Source organism: Streptomyces sp. NPDC037288 (assembly GCF_055603265.1).
Genome location: NZ_JBVJVY010000022.1, coordinates 22,831 through 38,973 on the forward strand (window position 1 = coordinate 22,831; position 16,143 = coordinate 38,973).

Consider the following 16,143-nt stretch of genomic DNA (forward strand, 5'->3'; position numbering starts at 1 on the left):
GACCCAGCCTAGGGGGCGACCGGCCGTACGCGGTCAAACAGGAAGGCAGCAGCGGGCGTGTCGGTCGGGAAGGCCGGTTCAACGGGCGGCGCGCCGGGCCGTTCACGCGGCATGGGCCTTTCGGCGGTTGTGTGCATGGGCATCGTCATGCCGCGTGCGCGGCCCGGCGGCGCGGGCTCCGGTCCTCCTGCCGCGTCAGGTGTGTGCGGGTGTGCCCGCGGTCATGCCGTCGCTGATGTGCAGGACCGCGTCCACCGCGCCGAGGGTCGGCCGGTCGAGTGGGAAGTAGCCCTGCCTCGGCTGTGTGTCCGTGCGTGTGCGGGCGGACGGGTCCGCGGTGGCCGGTTCCAGGCCCCACGTGGTGATACGCCTCTGGAGGCGACCCTCATGGGTGTCCGGAGCGGGGTCCCGCAGTCCCAGAGCCTCACTGCGGCCCAGGCTGCCGGCGACGCAGACATACCGCTCGCCCAGCAGAGCGGCCACGATGGCGCCGGCACCGGACCACTGCGCGCCCAGGTCCCCCGGACGCCAGGCACTCGCGTTGCGCTGCAGGTGGAAGTTGTGCGTGAAGACCAGCGTCGCGCCCCGTTCCTCCTCGATGGCCCGTATGTCCAGGAGGTTCTGGGCCATGAGCGCGTCGCGGGTGGCGAGCAGGCAGGCTTCCCGGGAACCCGGTTCGAGGGGCTGCGCCGACTGCCTGTGGTAGCGCAGCAGGCCCAGGCCGGCGGTGAGATGTGTCCTGGCCCCGACCCAGTCCTCGCGGGATGTCGCCGCGATCAGTTCCGGGGCCCGTCCGTAGAGCGCGAGGTGCATGTCGTCGGCGATCGACCGCAGTCGCCCGGCCTCGGCCGTGGCGCCGGGTGACATGGTGTGGTCCAGGACCGCGTCCGGCCGGCTCCACCGTGTGTCGTCGCCGGTGAGTGCCGCGAGGTCGAGGTCGAGTCCCAGGTAGTCGCGGGCGTGTTCCAGATAGGTCCGGGGGCTGGGTGCGCTGAAGTTCTCCAGCGGCGCGTCGAAACCGTGGAAGGCCAGGCGCTCTTCCGGCGGCCGGTTCCTGTTGTGGTCGCGCATCCAGCTGACCAGCCGCCTGTTGGGCTCCTGGCCCCCGAAGCCGTGGGAGAAGCCTTCGCGCATGACCGCGTCGAGGTCTCCGGTTCCGTCCTGGACGTAGTCGTTCACGGCGAGGGCCGCCACGCGATCGGTTTCGAGGGCGATCGAGCGGAAGCCACGGTCGGCCAGCTGGGCGAACAGTTCGTTGCGGACCCGGGCGAACGCCGGTTCCCGGTGTGTGGGCTCACCGAGCGCCAAGAGGTCGCATGCCGGGGTCACGAAGTCTCGGATGTCCTGACTCATGGACCTCAATCGTATCTTTGAAAGAACAGTTGAGGCTTTGGCAGGCTGTTGCGCTCGGATCGGGCTGTTTCGGGGGCGACAGCTGGGATAAAGTCTCAACCGGTGATCACCTTGCGACCGACCGATCTCGCGCGCGAGCACGGCATCTCCACCCAGGCCGTGCGCAACTACGAGCGGCACGGATTCATCCCGCCCGCCGAGCGCACGCCCAGCGGCTACCGGATCTACACCGAGGTGCACGCGGCAGCACTGCACGCCTACCTCTCGCTGGTCCCGGCGTACGGGTACGCCGCCGCCGGCCAGATCATGAACGCCGTCCACCGGGACGAACGCGACGACGCCCTGACGATCATCGACCGCGGCCACGCCCAGCTGCTCCGCGACCGGGAGACCCTCGAAGCCGTGCGCGCAGCGGTGAACCACCTGACAGCAAAGCCCCCGGCTGCCGCAGATCCCGCACCCGGCCCCGGAACCCGCACCGTGGGCGAACTCGCGCACCAACTCGACGTCACCCCGGCGACCTTGCGCAACTGGGAAAGCGCCGGCATCCTCACGCCCGCCCGGGACCCGGCGACCGGATACCGTGTCTTCCACGCCGACGACATCCGTGACGCCGAACTGGCACACCTCCTGCGGCGCGGGGGTCATCTCCTCGACCACATCGCCACCGTGGTCCAGCAGATCCGCACGGCCGGCGGCACGGAGGCGCTGGCCGCCTCCCTGGACACCTGGCAACGAAAACTCACCGCCCAGGGCCTCGCCATGCTGCACGCCGCCACACGTCTCAGTGCCTACCTGACCCACCTCGACAGCGAGAACGGGGAACTCCACCCCTGCCCGCCGGAGAAGGCATGAAGGACGGGTACCGGCGGAGCCCTCGGAGATGCCCGGCGCCTGATAGTGCCGGGGCCCCGGTATGCCGACGAGGCCGCCGGGCACCCCGCCTCGGTCCGCCCGTCGCATCGCAGCCGCGTACGTGGGACCGGGGCCGCGCTCTGCGTTCCAGTTCCTGCGGGTGGGGAGGTGTGGGTGGCCGTCGCAGAGACCGGCGATCGCGGTTACGGCCGTGGCGCCGAGCCGGGTGATGTGGCGATCGCCCCTGTCCAGCCGTAGAGCCGCCGTCTTCTGCCGTGACGCCCCCGTCGTCCCGGTCGTCCCGCCCTGGCCGACGGCCCGGCCGTAGCGTGCCTGCTTCTCCTGGTCCGTCAGCCGGAGGTCATGTCAGGCGCCGGCGGCCGAGGCCTGGAAATAGTGCCCCTTCTCGAGGTCTTCGAGGAGGCCCGGCTGCGTCGGCTCCCAGTCCAGCAGTTCGCGGGTCAGGGTGCTCGACACCGGCGCGTCGAGGCCGAGGAAATCTGCCAGCCAGGTGAAGTGCCCGGCCGCGGCCTCGGGGGTCACGGAGGTCACCGGTACGTCGAGGTGCCGGGCGATCACCTCGGCGACGGCACGGATCGTGACGCCCTCCTCGGCGGCACCGTGCAGCACCGATCCGGCCGGGGCCCGTTCGACCGCCAGGCGGAAGAGGTGAGCGGCGTCGAGACGGTGGACGGCCGGCCAGCGGTTCGCGCCGTCGCCGATGTAGCCGGAGACGCCCTTTTCGCGGGCGAGCGCGACCAGCATGGTCATGAATCCGTTGTCTCCCTCGCCGTGACAGGTCGGCGCGAGCCGGACCACGGAGGAGCGGATGCCACGCGAGGCGAACGCGAGCACCTCCTGCGCGGTGACCGCCCGGATCGAGACCGGCGAGCCGTCGAACGAGGGCATGTCCCGCTCGGTCGCCACCCGTCCGGGCACGAGGCCTGCCACGCCGGAGGCGAGGACGAAGGGCCGGCCGGTACCGGCGAGCGCTTCCCCGAAGGCGTCGACGGCTCGGCGGTCCGCCTCGGCGGCGCCCTTGAAGTCGCCGCTGAAGGCGATGTCGTGCTTGAAGGCGAGGTGGATCACCCCGTCCGAGGCGGCGGCCGTGTCCCGCAGGACGTCGAGGTCGTCGACGGTGCCGCGGACGGCCTCGGCGCCCGCCGCGCCGAGCGCGGCGGCGGAGGCGTCGGAGCGGGCGAGCCCGGTGACCTGGTGCCCCGCCTCGATGAGTTCGGGTACGACGGCGGATCCGATCCAGCCGGAGGCGCCGGTGACGAAGATGCGCATGGGAGACCCCCCACTTGATGTCAGTGACTGTCATAGACGCTACACCTGATGTCAGCCCCTGTCATCACGTAGGATCTCCGCATGGGGAGATGGGAGCCGGACGCGCGTGGACGCCTGGCGAGGGCCGCACTGGCGCTCTACGCCGAGCGCGGGTACGAGCAGACCACCGTGGCGGAGATCGCCAAGAGTGCCGGGCTCACCGAGCGGACCTTCTTCCGGCACTACGCCGACAAGCGCGAGGTGCTGTTCGCCGGCGCCGGTGAGCTGGAGGACCTGTTCGTGGGGGCGGTGGCCGGTGCCCCCCGGTCCGCGGCGCCACTCGAGGCGCTGACGGTCGGGCTGGACGCCGTCGCGGAGATGTTCGCCGACCGGCGCGAGTTCGCCCGCCGACGGCATGCCGTGATCACGGCGAACGCGGAACTCCGGGAACGCGAACTGATCAAGCTCGCCTCATTGGCGGCGGCGCTCACCGGCACCCTGCGCGGCCGCGGCGTCGTGGAGCCGAACGCGAGCCTCGCCGCCGAGGCGGCGGTCGCCGTCTTCAAGGTCGCCTTCGAACGCTGGATCGCACCGGCCGAGGAACGCCCGATGGGGCAGCTGATCCGGGAGTCGCTGGCCGAACTCAAGACGGTGGCCTCGGGCGGCTAGACGACCGCACGGCAGGGCGTGACGTCCTCGGTGATGTCGGCGGTGTCGTCCGGGGCGGCCGGATGCGTCCCGTGCTTCGTGCGTCTGCCGATGAATGCGCAACCCCAATTTGACGTTCCGATAACGATCTCCCGGCTATCGGCACACGCTTTCATGGAACATCCATACGATCCCCTGCATGAACAGAGCTGTGAAGATCGGCCTCGCCGGTACGTGCACCGCGCTGCTCGCCCTCGGGGGAATCGGTACCTACAACATCATGCATGGCCTGACCTCCGGTTCAGCGGGTGACGACACGACCAAGGAAGCGCGCGGTTTCGACCCCTCGGCGGTGTCGGGTACGCCGCCGTCGGGCGCCGAGGCGAAGAACCTGACCCGCGCGTTCCTGGACAGCTGGTCCCAGCGGCACCTGGACGGCGCGGCGAGCGACACCGACGGACCGGACACCGCCTCGCAGGCGCTGCGGGCCTACGCCGACGGCCTGCACCTGAAGAAGCTGTCGTTCGATCACATCCTGTCCGCGGGGCCCTCATCCGTGACGCCGGGCGCCACCAAGGTCACCTTCGACGTCAGCGCCGAGGTCGCGGGCGGTACCTGGAGCTATCCGAGCGCGGTCGCGGTGCGCAAGAGCACGAACGGCCAGCTGGCGGTCCACTGGAACAACTCGGTGCTCTATCCGGGCCTGGGCGACGGCCAGTCGCTGACCGCGGGCAAGCTGCCGGCCGGCTCGACCAGCGCGAAGGTCGTCGCGAGCGACGGAAGGACCGACCTGTCCCGCTTCGCCTCGCTGCGGGACGCCGTGGCGACGATCGGCAAGAACGCGAAGCCCACGGGCGGCACCCCGGGAACGGGCGTGGCCGTGGTCGACGGCGGCGGCGCGGGTGTGAAGACGCTGAAGGTCTTCACCAAGGGCCGGCCGGCGATCGTCAGGACCACCATCGACGCCGGCCTGCAGGCGGTGGCCGAGCACGCCGTGGAGGACCCTCACCTCCAGCAGAAGCCCGCCGGGACCGTGGCGCTCGACTGGCGCAACGGTCACATCCTCGCGCTCGCGCACACGGGTGACGACGGCGACATCGCCATCAACGGCATCAAGTCCCCCGGCTCCACGATGAAGATCATCACGTCGGCGGCCCTCTTCGACAAGGCAGGCCTCACGCCGAACAGTCCCGCACCGTGCACGGACTCCCTGACGGCCAACAGCCAGCTCTTCCACAACGACTCCGGCGTGCGGGCCAACCCGGGCGCCTCCCTCGCGCAGGCGTTCACGGTGTCCTGCAACACCTCCTTCATCAAGGACGGTTTCCACCACCTCGTGCACGACGGCGACGCCTCCGCCCTGCACGACGAGGCCGTGAACGTCTTCGGCATGGGCAGCTGGTCCATCGGCGGCGGTGTCGCCACCACCGACCCGAGCATCCCGGCGGACGTGCAGGGCGGCGACCAGGCGGCCCAGTTCATCGGCCAGGGCAAGGTCACCGCCACGCCCCTGTTCATGGCATCCGTGGCGGCCACCGTCCGCAACACCGGCTTCGAGCAGCCGATCATCCTGCCGGGCCAGCACCAGGATCCCGCGCCCCGGCCCATCTCCGCCCGCACGGCCGGCTTTCTGCAGTCGATGATGCGCAACGTGGCCACCAGCGGTACGGCGGCTCCGCGGCTGGGCGGACTGGCGGGGGTCGGCGCCAAGACCGGCACCGCGGAGGAGGGGGACCACACCAACGGCTGGCTCACCGCCTACAACTCCCGCATCTCGGTCGCGGCCTTGGTCGAAGGAGGCAGCTCCGGTGTGGACTCTGCCGGATACGTGGTCCGGCGGCTGCTGACCGGCAGCTGACGGGGGAGTCGCCCGCGCGAGGGCCGATCCGGGGCTGGGGTCTGGCCCGTGTGAGCGCCGATGGCGTGCACGCGGGCCCGCCGATTCCCTCACCCGCCGATTCCCTCACCCCGTGACGAGGGCGAGGGTGAAGCCGTCGTAGCCCTTGGAGCCGACCGTCTGGAGTGTGGTGGCCGTCAACCGGGGATGTGCCGCGATGAGTTCGGTGAAGCGGCGCACGCCCTGGACACGGGGGTCGTCGCTGCCCGCGTCGGTGACGGCGCCGTCGCGGACGACGTTGTCGCCGACGATGACACTGCCCGGCCGGGTCAGCTTCAGGGACCACTCCAGGTACTCCGGGTTGGAGGGCTTGTCGGCGTCGATGAAGACCAGGTCGAACGGGCCCGCGGCTTCGGCTGCGAGCCGGGGCAGCGAGTCCCGGGCCTTGCCGACGCGGACGTCGACGACGTGCTCCAGGCCGGCGCGGGCGATGTTGGCGGCGGCGACGGCGGCGTAGTCCGGATCGCTCTCCAGCGTGACCAGGCGGCCGTCCTCGGGCAGGGCGCGCGCGAGCCAGATGGTGCTGTAGCCGCCGAGGGTGCCGATCTCCAGGATCCGGCGCGCGCCCTGGAGCCTGGCTAGCAGGTTCAGGAACTTGCCCTGGTTGGGGGCCACTTGTATCGCCGGGAGCCCGGCCGTGTCGCTGTTCTCGGCAGCCGCGAGCAGGGCGGTGTCCTCCTGAACGAGCAGGCCGTTGAAGTAGTCGTCGACCGCGGTCCACGTCTGCTGAGGCACAGTAGGTTCCCTTTCGGTACTCACCAAGTTCCGAAAGGGAACCTACTAGGGGAGTCCGGCAGCCTGTCAATGGCTTTCCCGGCAGTGTGCACATCGCCGATCCGCCGGACTCCGCCGCGCAGCGGGTGACGACGGCTTGGAGGCTGTCGGCGACGGCGCGCGAGGGCGGGTGCCGCGGTGCGGCGCCAAGGCGCCACAGCGGGCGCAGGGGCCGGCCCACGCGGCCGGTCGGACGGCGGTTCCGTCAGGTGCTGACCGCGTTGCTCCGCGGAGCCCGGCGGGCCGGTGGTGTCCGCCCCGGCACCGGCTCCGACGGCATCGCCGCGCTCGCCGCCGGCTGCCCGGCGACCCTCGCCGCCCACCGCGACCGGACGGCCGCGCCCAGGCTCGTCCGCCTGACGTCCGGCGCGCTGCTGCGGGGCGACCTCCGGCAAGGGGCCCGTCGGCGACGGCAGGCGGCCGACGGTCCCGAAGGAGCCGGTGGCGAGCCCGCACTATGCATGGGCATACGGAATGATGCATACTCTTCCTATGTCCAAGGTCCTCACTTCCCTTCCGGTCGGCGAGCGCGTTGGTATCGCCTTCTCCGGCGGTCTCGACACGTCGGTCGCCGTCGCGTGGATGCGCGACAAGGGTGCCGTCCCGTGCACCTACACCGCCGACATCGGCCAGTACGACGAGCCCGACATCGCCTCGGTGCCCGGCCGCGCAACGAGCTACGGTGCCGAGATCGCGCGCCTGGTCGACTGCCGCGCGGCCCTGGTCGAGGAGGGGCTGGCCGCGCTCGCCTGCGGCGCGTTCCACATTCGCTCGGGCGGTCGTTCCTACTTCAACACCACGCCCCTCGGCCGCGCCGTCACCGGGACCCTCCTGGTCCGGGCGATGCTCGAGGACGACGTACAGATCTGGGGCGACGGCTCCACCTTCAAGGGCAACGACATCGAGCGGTTCTACCGCTACGGCCTGCTCGCCAACCCGCACCTGCGCATCTACAAGCCGTGGCTGGACTCCGACTTCGTGACCGAGTTGGGCGGCCGCAAGGAGATGTCCGAGTGGCTGCTCGCGCACGGGCTGCCGTACCGCGACAGCACGGAGAAGGCGTACTCGACCGACGCCAACATCTGGGGCGCCACGCACGAGGCCAAGACCCTGGAGCACCTGGACACCGGCGTCGAGACGGTCGAGCCGATCATGGGCGTGCGGTTCTGGGACCCTTCGGTCGAGATCGCCCCCGAGGACGTGACGGTCGGCTTCGACCAGGGCCGTCCGGTGACGGTCAACGGCAAGGAGTTCGCCTCGCCGGTCGAACTGGTCATGGAGGCCAACGCCATCGGCGGCCGGCACGGCCTCGGCATGTCGGACCAGATCGAGAACCGGATCATCGAGGCCAAGAGCCGCGGCATCTACGAGGCGCCCGGCATGGCGCTGCTGCACGCGGCGTACGAGCGGCTGGTCAACGCCATCCACAACGAGGACACCCTCGCCCAGTACCACAACGAGGGCCGCAAGCTCGGCCGCCTCATGTACGAGGGCCGCTGGCTGGACCCGCAGGCGCTGATGATCCGGGAGTCGCTGCAGCGCTGGGTCGGCGCGGCGGTCACCGGCGAGGTGACGCTGCGGCTGCGGCGCGGTGAGGACTACTCGGTCCTCGACACCACGGGCCCGGCGTTCAGCTACCACCCGGACAAGCTGTCCATGGAGCGGACCGAGGACTCCGCGTTCGGTCCGTCCGACCGGATCGGCCAGCTCACCATGCGCAACCTCGACATCGCGGACTCCCGCGCGCGGCTGGAGCAGTACGCGGGGATCGGCATGGTCGGCACCGCGCACCCCGCCCTGATCGGCGCGGCCCAGGCGGCCTCCACCGGTCTGATCGGCGCCATGCCGCAGGGCGGCGCGGAGGCGATCGCCTCCCGCGGGGAGGTCTCGGACGAGGACGCGGCCCTGGACCGTGCCGCGATGGAGTCCGGCACGGACTGACACACCGACCGGCCACACGCCCTTGGGCAGCGGGCCCCGTCGGTTTCCCACCGGCGGGGCCCGTCGTCGTACGACGAAAGGGGCCCGCCGTCGTACGGCCCACTCTCGTACCCTGTGTCCCGTGCCGTCCCCCCGTCTGCAACGCGTCGCCGTCCTCGTGCTCGAAGGTGCCAAGCCGCTGGACGTCGGAATCCCGGCGCAGGTGTTCACGACGCGGGCCAGCATGCCGTACGAGGTGCGGGTGTGCGGGGCGGCGCCCGGGCTGGTGACGGGCGGTGACGGGCTGTCGTACCACGTCGCCCACGGCCTGGACGCGCTCGCGTGGGCGGACATCGTCTTCATCCCCGGGTACCGGTTTCCCGACCGTGAGGACCCGCCGCGGTCCGTCGTCGACGCGCTGCTCGCGGCCCACGCACGGGGCACGCGGCTCGCCGCCATCTCGACGGGGGCCTTCGCGCTCGCGGCCACGGGCCTGCTCGACGGCAAGCGCGCGACGACACACTGGCATTACGCGCGGGCCCTCGCGGCGAAGCACCCGCTCGTCCGGGTCGACGAGAACGTCCTCTTCGTCGACGAGGGCAGCGTCCTGACATCGGCAGGCGCCGCCTCCGGCATCGATCTGTGCCTGCACATCCTGCGCACGGACCTCGGTATCGCCGTGTCGAACCACGCGGCACGGCGCCTGGTCGCCGCCCCCTACCGCAGCGGAGGCCAGGCCCAGTACGTGCCGCGCAGCGTGCCCGAGCCGCTCGGCGAGCGGTTCGCCGCGACCCGCGAGTGGGCCCTGCACCGCCTCGGCGAGCACCTCACCCTCACGGTGCTCGCCCGGCACGCCGCGGTCTCACCGCGCACGCTCTCCCGGCGTTTCGTCGAGGACACCGGGTACACGCCGATGCAGTGGGTGATGCGGGCGCGAATCGACCTGGCCCGCGAACTGCTCGAGCGTTCGGAGCGCAGCATCGAGCAGATCGCCGCCGACGTCGGCCTCGGCACCGGCACGAATCTGCGGACCCACTTCCAGCGGATCCTCGGCACCACCCCGAGCGAGTACCGGCGCACCTTCAGCCAGGGCGAATAGCCGCCTGTACCCGCTGGCGCGATCCTTGCGAACCATGGCGCTCGCGACACGGTCATGAGCGCGGGCGGCACGCGACGCTGGTGGCGCACCGAAGGAACCGGCAGACGCCGGCGCAAGCCCGCGGAAACCCAGGGGAGACCACTCATGACTCGCATCGCCATCAATGGTTTCGGCCGTATCGGACGCAATGTGCTGCGCGCGCTGCTCGAACGCGGCAGCGCCCTGGAGGTCGTCGCCGTGAACGACCTCACGGAACCCGCCACCCTCGCGCGGCTGCTCGCCTACGACACCACAGCCGGCCGGCTCGGCCGTCCCGTGACCGTCGACGGGGACGCCCTCGTCGTCGACGGCCGCCGCATCACCGTCCTCGCCGAGCGCGAGCCCGCTCAGCTGCCGTGGGCCGAACTCGGTGTGGACATCGTCCTCGAGGCGACCGGCCGCTTCACGTCGGCGAAGGCCGCCCGCGCACACCTCGACGCAGGCGCGCGCAAGGTGCTCGTGAGCGCGCCGTCCGACGGAGCCGACGTCACGCTCGCGTACGGGGTCAACACCGACGCGTACGACCCGGACCTGCACACGATCGTCTCGAACGCCTCCTGCACCACGAACGCGCTCGCCCCGCTGGCCGCCGTGCTGGACGAACTCGCCGGGATCGAGCACGGGTTCATGACCACCGTGCACGCCTACACGCAGGAGCAGAACCTGCAGGACGGTCCGCACCGGGACGCCCGCCGGGCCCGCGCCGCCGCCGTCAACATCGTGCCGACCACGACGGGCGCGGCCAAGGCGATCGGTCTTGTGCTGCCGAACCTCGACGGCAAGCTGTCGGGCGACTCGATCCGGGTGCCCGTTCCGGTGGGCTCGATCGTCGAACTCAACACGACCGTCGCACGCGAGGTGACCCGCGACGACGTGCTGGCGGCCTACCGCACCGCGGCGCAGGGAGCACTCGCCGGCATCCTGGAGTACTCGGACGACCCGCTCGTGTCCTCCGACATCACCGGCAATCCGGCCTCCTCGGTCTTCGACTCCGCCCTCACCCGAGTCGACGGCCGCCACGTCAAGGTGGTCGCCTGGTACGACAACGAATGGGGCTTCTCCCACCGCGTGATCGACACACTCGAACTGCTCGCCGCGCGCTGACCGGAGACGCCGCACGTCGACCGGGACCCAGGAGCCCGAGAACACGGAGGTCAGCGGCGTGGAGTAGTGACAACACCCTGGACGTCGTAGGGAAAGCCCCCCATGCGGTCCGGTGACTGGCTGGCTGTTCCGGGCGAACGGGCGTGCCGAGACTCGACGGCATGACGATCTCCCCTCATGCCTCGGTCGCGGCCGAGGCGCCGGCCCGTTCCCGTCCGTCCGGTTCCGCAGCCGGCAGCGACTTCGCCCGGCTGTCCCGGCGTATCGCCGAGGCGGGTCTGCTGAAGCGGCGCCCCGGCTACTACACGGCACGGCTCGGTCTGGTGATCGCGCTGACGGTGGCGGGCTGGGGGGCCTTCCTCGCGCTCGGCGACACCTGGTGGCAGCTGGCGGTGGCGGCCTTCCTGGCGTTCCTGTTCGGTCAAGTCGCCCTGGTGGCACATGACCTGGCGCACCGGCAGGTGTTCCGGCGCGGCCGGCCGAGCGAAACGTGGGGCCGGCTCTTCGGCAATCTCGGGATCGGCATGAGCTACGGCTGGTGGATGAACAAGCACACCCGCCACCACGCCAACCCCAACCACGAGGAACTCGACCCGGATGTCGCCCCGGACATCCTCGTGTGGTCCACCGCCCAGGCCCGCGACAGCCGTGGTCTGGCCCGCCTCATCGGCGGCCACCAGGCGTGGCTTTTCTTTCCGCTGCTGACCCTGGAGGGCTTCAACCTGCACGTCGCGAGCGTGCGCGCGCTGCGCTCGCCGGCCGTGAAGCACCGGCTGCTGGAAGGCGGTCTGCTCTTTCTGCACCTCGCCGCCTATGTGTCCGCGCTCTTCCTCGTGCTCTCGCCCGGCAAGGCGGTGGCGTTCCTCGCCGTGCACCAGTGCCTCTTCGGTGTCTACCTCGGCTGCACCTTCGCACCGAACCACAAGGGCATGCCCACGTTCAGCGGTGACGAACGGCCCGACTTCCTGCGCCGCCAGGTCCTCACCTCCCGCAACGTACGCGGCGGCCGGTTCACCGACGTGATGCTCGGCGGGCTCAACTACCAGATCGAGCACCACCTGTTCCCGAGCATGCCCACACCCCATCTGCGGCGGGCCCAGGCCATCGTCCGTGAGTACTGCGCGGAGATCGGCGTGCCGTACCACGAGACCGGCCTGCTCCGGTCCTACCGCGAGGCCCTCACACACATGCACCGAGTGGGAGAACCGATCAGGCGGCAGCGCAAGGCATCATGACGGCAGCCCCGGAGTCCTCAGTGTCCGCCGGCAGTTCGCCGTCCGCCGCGGGCCCGCCTCAGCCCGCGAACAGCATCGCGAGCTCCACGGCGCCGAGCAGCGCGAGATACGCCCAGGCATGGGCGCGGTCCGGGATCCGGGGCGGCCGGCGCCGCAGCACCGCGATGACGGGCAGGGCGCCGACGAGCAGCGCCCCGGCGGCGCGGAGATCGACGAGACCGACCAGGTGCGGATGTGTGTGTCCGGCGACGGCGCCGGCGTCCGTGCCGGTCAGCGAGAGCACGGTGGCGGGGAGGGCGATGGCGAGGGTGAGGGGGTTGGCCAGTGCGGTCGCCGCCCGCATCGGGTGCCCGGCGCGTCGTAGCGCGGGGACCGTCATGACGCTTCCGCCCACGCCGAGGAAGGCCGCCACCGCGCCGACCGGCGCGCCGAGGGCGGCGGGCAGGGGCCGAGGCACCTCGCGGATCGCCCCCGCCCGAGCCGGGTGGGTCTGCTCCACCCGCCCTGCGCGGGTCTGCTCCACCTGGGCCTCGCGGGTCTGCTCCACCTGGGCCTCGCGGGTCTGCTCCACCTGAGCCGCGCCGCTCTCCTCGGCCGGTGTGCGCCGCCGCAGGAAGCCGGGGCGCAGGAGCAGGTCGGCGATGGTGAGAGCGACGTACGCGACGAAGCCCCAGTGGGCCTGGCCGGCCGGGGCGTGGCGGGTGGCGAGCGCACCGGCCGCGGCCCCGACCGCCAGCAGGAGCAGCAGCGTGCCGCTGCCGCGCAGGGCGGACAGGACGCGCCGGGGCGTGAGGGCCGTGGCGAGCCCCGCGTTCACCGTCATCACCAGGGCCGAGGTGGCGGTCGCCACCCGTATCGCGTCCGCGCCGAGTGCCGCGTTCGCCCACACCACGACCGGGACCGCGACGAAGCCGCCGCCGAACCCGAACAGGACCGTCGTGACCCCGGTGAGGAGCCCGACGCCGAGAAGTGCCAAGTCGTTCACAGAGCCACCTCACCAGCCGCGGTGAGCTTCCCGCATGCGATGCCCGGCACCATTCCTTCGAGACTCGGCCCCTACAGTGGCCGCGTGAAGAACGTCTCCCTGGACGACCTCGACCATGTGGACCGGGCCGTCCTGCCCATCGGCACCGACTACCCTCCCGGCCATGTGCTCGACTGGCACCAGCACCGGCGCGCGCAGTTCCTGTACGGCGCGACGGGTGTGATGGTCGTCGACACGCCCGAGGGCACCTGGACCGTTCCGCCGGAGCGGGCCGTGCTGATCCCGGCCACCACCCGGCACCGGGTCCGCATGCTGGAGGTGAGCACCCGAAGCCTCTACATCGAGCCGGACGCCGTGCCCTGGTGGCCGGCCACCTGCACGGTCGTGGACGTTCCGCCGCTGCTGCGTGAACTCCTCCTGGCCGCCGTCGAGTTCGAAGCCGACTACAGCCTCTCCGGCCGGGAAGGCTGCGTCGTGGCGCTCCTCCTGCACGAGATCGCCGCGCGCACCCCGCTCCCGTTCCACGTGGCGATCCCCGCCGCCGCGGACCTCGCGTCGATCTGCCGGGAGTACCTGGCCGCCCCGGACGCCGGCGTCACCAACGCGGCATGGGCCGCGCGGACCGCCATGAGCGAACGGGCCTTCACCCGGCGTTTCCGCGCCGAGACCGGGGAGAGTCCGGCGGTCTGGCGCACCCGCGCGCGTCTGCTCGCCGCCGTGCCGCTGCTGCGTACGGCCTCGGTCACCGAAGTCTCCGGCCGCCTCGGCTACGCCTCTCCCGCCGCGCTGACCGCCGCCTTCACCCGCGCTTTCGGCATGCCTCCGTCCCGTTTCACCGCGAGCCACCGCAACGGGGGTGGCGCGCCCCGCGAGGCTAGGCAGGCCTGAGCCGTCCCACTCCCGGCACTTGGCCGTGCCGCGCGTGACGTCTCCTCCGCACCCGCGGTTCGTCCAGATCGCCTTCGCCTTCGCCTTCGCCTTCGCCTTCGCCTTCGCCCGCATACCCGGAGCCGTCGCGGGACGGCTGCGGCCGCACGCGGGCGGCGCCTCGGCGGCGTACCCGTGCGTCCACGCCGTACACCCGCCGGTCCTCTCCCCATCGCTCTGCGTGACCGGCTCGGCGCCGAGCTGTGCCGCCCGCACCCCATCGCCACCCTCCGCTCCCGGTATCTCCGCACGCACCGCTCGTCACGCCGTCCCGGGCGGAGAACAATGTGTCCCAGAGGCAGACGGACCGCCGGGAGGCGTCATGAGCACATCAGCTGAGCCAAGGGTGTCCGGCCTCGAGGTCCGGTCCATCGACTACGTTCCCCTGAACGAGCGGCACGGCAAGCTCTGGCATCTGGGCCCGCTGTGGTTCATGTCCAACGCCCAGATCGCGACCCTGGCCGTGGGACTGATCAGCATCACCGAGGGCGGCAACCTGATCTGGTCCCTGCTGGCCATCGTCGCCGGCACCGTCATCGGCACCTTCTTCATGGCCTTCCACTCGGCTCAGGGACCCCAGCTGGGCCTGCCGCAGATGATCCAGTCGCGTCCCCAGTTCGGCTACGTCGGCGCCCTCCTGGTGTGGCTCTTCGCCTATGTGCAGTACGCCGGGTTCAACGTCTTCAACAGCATCCTCGCCGCGGACTCCCTGCACACCACCCTGCACGGCGGCGTCAAACTGTGGGTGGTCGTGGTCACCGTGGTCGCGCTCGTCATCGCGCTGGTCGGCTACGACGTCATCCACAAGGCCGAGCGGTTCCTGACGTACACCTTCCTGGTCATCTTCGGCGTCTTCACGGTCGGGGTCCTCGTCACCCTGCACTATCCGGCGGGCTCCTTCGACCTCGGCGCCTTCAAGTGGACCCCGTTCCTCGCACAGTTCGGTGTGGTCGCCGGCTACCAGATCAGCTGGGCCATCTACGTCTCCGACTACTCGCGCTACCTCCCGCCCGATGTGACGGTCCGCAAGACCTTCTACTGGACGTACTTCGGCTCCGCGCTCGGCGGCATCTGGCTGATGGTCCTCGGCTCGCTGCTGGCCGCCTGGGCGGGTACGAGCTTCGACACCATCACGTCGATCAACGCGGCCGGCGACAAGGTGTTCGACGGCTTCGGCGCGATCGTGCTGCTCTTCTCGGCCCTGGGCCTGGTGTCCGTCACCGCCCTGAACATGTACGGCGGTTCGCTGACCCTCATCAGCGGCATCGACTCGTTCAAACGGGTCCGGCCGACGCTGGCCGTACGACTGCTCAGCCTCGGCCTGACCGCGGCGCTCTCCCTGATCGGCGCACTGGCCGCGACCGCCAACTTCCTCACGAACTTCAACAACTTCCTGCTGCTGGTGCTCTACCTGTTCATCCCGTGGACCGCCGTGAACCTGATGGACTACTACGTCGTACGCCGCGGGCACTACGCCATCGCCGAGATCTTCAACCCGCACGGCATCTACGGCCGGTGGGGCTGGCACGGCATCATCTCCTACCTGGTCGGCTTCGCCGTCATGGTCCCCTTCTTCTCCGTCGGCACCCTGTACGTCGGCCCCGCCGCCAAGGCGCTGGGCGGCGCCGACATCTCGCTGTTCATCGGCCTTCCGGTCTCCGCGCTGCTGTACTGGTGGCTGACCCGCTCGATCGACGTGGCCGCCGAGACACGGCTGGCCGAGGCCGAGGCGGAGGCGCTGGAGCAGGCGGCACACGAACACCGCGAGCCCTGACCACGGGCCGGAGCGCCGGGGCAGGTCGGAGCGCAGGGCGACCGCCCGGAGCAGGGCCTCCCGGCAGGCGAGGACCGCGGCGTGCCGCCTGCGGCCACGGCGTACGACGGTGAAGACGCGGCGAGTGCGTTGCCCGCGGGGGAGCCGCCGCAGGGCCGGGGTCGGAGCCCGGCGATCGGGTTCGGCCGGGTCGTCGCGACCACGGCGGGCTGCCCCGCCCACCCGGCGCGCCGCCCGTGTCCGGCGCGGGCCGACGGCGACCCC

The 16,143-nt window shown here is 71.4% G+C and carries 13 protein-coding genes; 9 read left to right on the forward strand and 4 right to left on the reverse strand.

What is annotated here, in order from left to right:
• Window positions 1-195 precede the first annotated feature (195 nt).
• A complete protein-coding gene (locus ACZ7GZ_RS23800) occupies window positions 196-1,353 on the reverse strand; it encodes an erythromycin esterase family protein (RefSeq protein ID WP_471027188.1) in 1,158 nt (385 codons plus the stop codon).
• A gap of 102 nt (window positions 1,354-1,455) precedes the next feature.
• Between ACZ7GZ_RS23800 and ACZ7GZ_RS23805 the strand changes: the two genes are divergently transcribed.
• Entirely contained in the window at window positions 1,456-2,208 is a 753-nt protein-coding gene (locus ACZ7GZ_RS23805; RefSeq protein ID WP_471027190.1) for a TioE family transcriptional regulator, read from the forward strand.
• Between the two features lie 366 nt (window positions 2,209-2,574).
• Here ACZ7GZ_RS23805 and ACZ7GZ_RS23810 read toward each other — a convergent pair whose 3' ends face one another.
• Window positions 2,575-3,498, reverse strand: a complete 924-nt coding sequence (locus ACZ7GZ_RS23810) for an SDR family oxidoreductase (protein WP_471027192.1) — start codon at window positions 3,496-3,498, stop codon at window positions 2,575-2,577.
• A gap of 81 nt (window positions 3,499-3,579) precedes the next feature.
• On the opposite strand from ACZ7GZ_RS23810, the gene ACZ7GZ_RS23815 reads away from it, so the two are divergent.
• Together ACZ7GZ_RS23815 and ACZ7GZ_RS23820 are read left to right on the forward strand one after the other, a co-directional pair.
• Window positions 3,580-4,146 carry a TetR/AcrR family transcriptional regulator gene (locus ACZ7GZ_RS23815; RefSeq protein ID WP_471027194.1) on the forward strand — a complete coding sequence of 189 codons (567 nt, stop codon included), beginning with the start codon at window positions 3,580-3,582 and terminating at the stop codon, window positions 4,144-4,146.
• Between the two features lie 178 nt (window positions 4,147-4,324).
• The gene (locus ACZ7GZ_RS23820; RefSeq protein WP_471027196.1) at window positions 4,325-5,983 is read left to right on the forward strand and encodes a penicillin-binding transpeptidase domain-containing protein; all 1,659 of its coding nucleotides are present in this window, start codon (window positions 4,325-4,327) and stop codon (window positions 5,981-5,983) included.
• A gap of 105 nt (window positions 5,984-6,088) precedes the next feature.
• On the opposite strand, the gene ACZ7GZ_RS23825 is transcribed toward ACZ7GZ_RS23820, so the two are convergent.
• Entirely contained in the window at window positions 6,089-6,757 is a 669-nt protein-coding gene (locus ACZ7GZ_RS23825; protein ID WP_471027198.1) for an O-methyltransferase, read from the reverse strand.
• A gap of 531 nt (window positions 6,758-7,288) precedes the next feature.
• Between ACZ7GZ_RS23825 and argG the strand changes: the two genes are divergently transcribed.
• The 4 genes from argG to ACZ7GZ_RS23845 all read left to right on the forward strand — a co-directional run bounded on the left by argG (window position 7,289) and on the right by ACZ7GZ_RS23845 (window position 12,193).
• Window positions 7,289-8,737: an argininosuccinate synthase gene (gene argG, locus ACZ7GZ_RS23830; protein WP_471027199.1), complete on the forward strand. Its 1,449-nt coding sequence runs from the start codon at window positions 7,289-7,291 to the stop codon at window positions 8,735-8,737.
• Window positions 8,738-8,858: 121 nt separating this feature from the next.
• Entirely contained in the window at window positions 8,859-9,815 is a 957-nt protein-coding gene (locus tag ACZ7GZ_RS23835) for a GlxA family transcriptional regulator (protein ID WP_471027200.1), read from the forward strand.
• Between the two features lie 144 nt (window positions 9,816-9,959).
• Window positions 9,960-10,958 (forward strand): type I glyceraldehyde-3-phosphate dehydrogenase, encoded by a 999-nt coding sequence (gap, locus tag ACZ7GZ_RS23840; RefSeq protein ID WP_471027201.1) that lies wholly within the window; start codon window positions 9,960-9,962, stop codon window positions 10,956-10,958.
• Between the two features lie 161 nt (window positions 10,959-11,119).
• Window positions 11,120-12,193, forward strand: coding sequence for a fatty acid desaturase family protein (locus ACZ7GZ_RS23845; RefSeq protein ID WP_471027203.1), 1,074 nt, complete (start codon window positions 11,120-11,122; stop codon window positions 12,191-12,193).
• Window positions 12,194-12,251: 58 nt separating this feature from the next.
• Here ACZ7GZ_RS23845 and ACZ7GZ_RS23850 read toward each other — a convergent pair whose 3' ends face one another.
• A complete protein-coding gene (locus tag ACZ7GZ_RS23850; protein ID WP_471027346.1) occupies window positions 12,252-13,169 on the reverse strand; it encodes a TSUP family transporter in 918 nt (305 codons plus the stop codon).
• A 93-nt stretch (window positions 13,170-13,262) separates the two neighbouring features.
• Between ACZ7GZ_RS23850 and ACZ7GZ_RS23855 the strand changes: the two genes are divergently transcribed.
• Window positions 13,263-14,066: an AraC family transcriptional regulator gene (locus tag ACZ7GZ_RS23855; RefSeq protein WP_471027205.1), complete on the forward strand. Its 804-nt coding sequence runs from the start codon at window positions 13,263-13,265 to the stop codon at window positions 14,064-14,066.
• Between the two features lie 361 nt (window positions 14,067-14,427).
• Window positions 14,428-15,879, forward strand: a complete 1,452-nt coding sequence (locus tag ACZ7GZ_RS23860; RefSeq protein ID WP_471027207.1) for a purine-cytosine permease family protein — start codon at window positions 14,428-14,430, stop codon at window positions 15,877-15,879.
• Window positions 15,880-16,143: the final 264 nt, after the last annotated feature.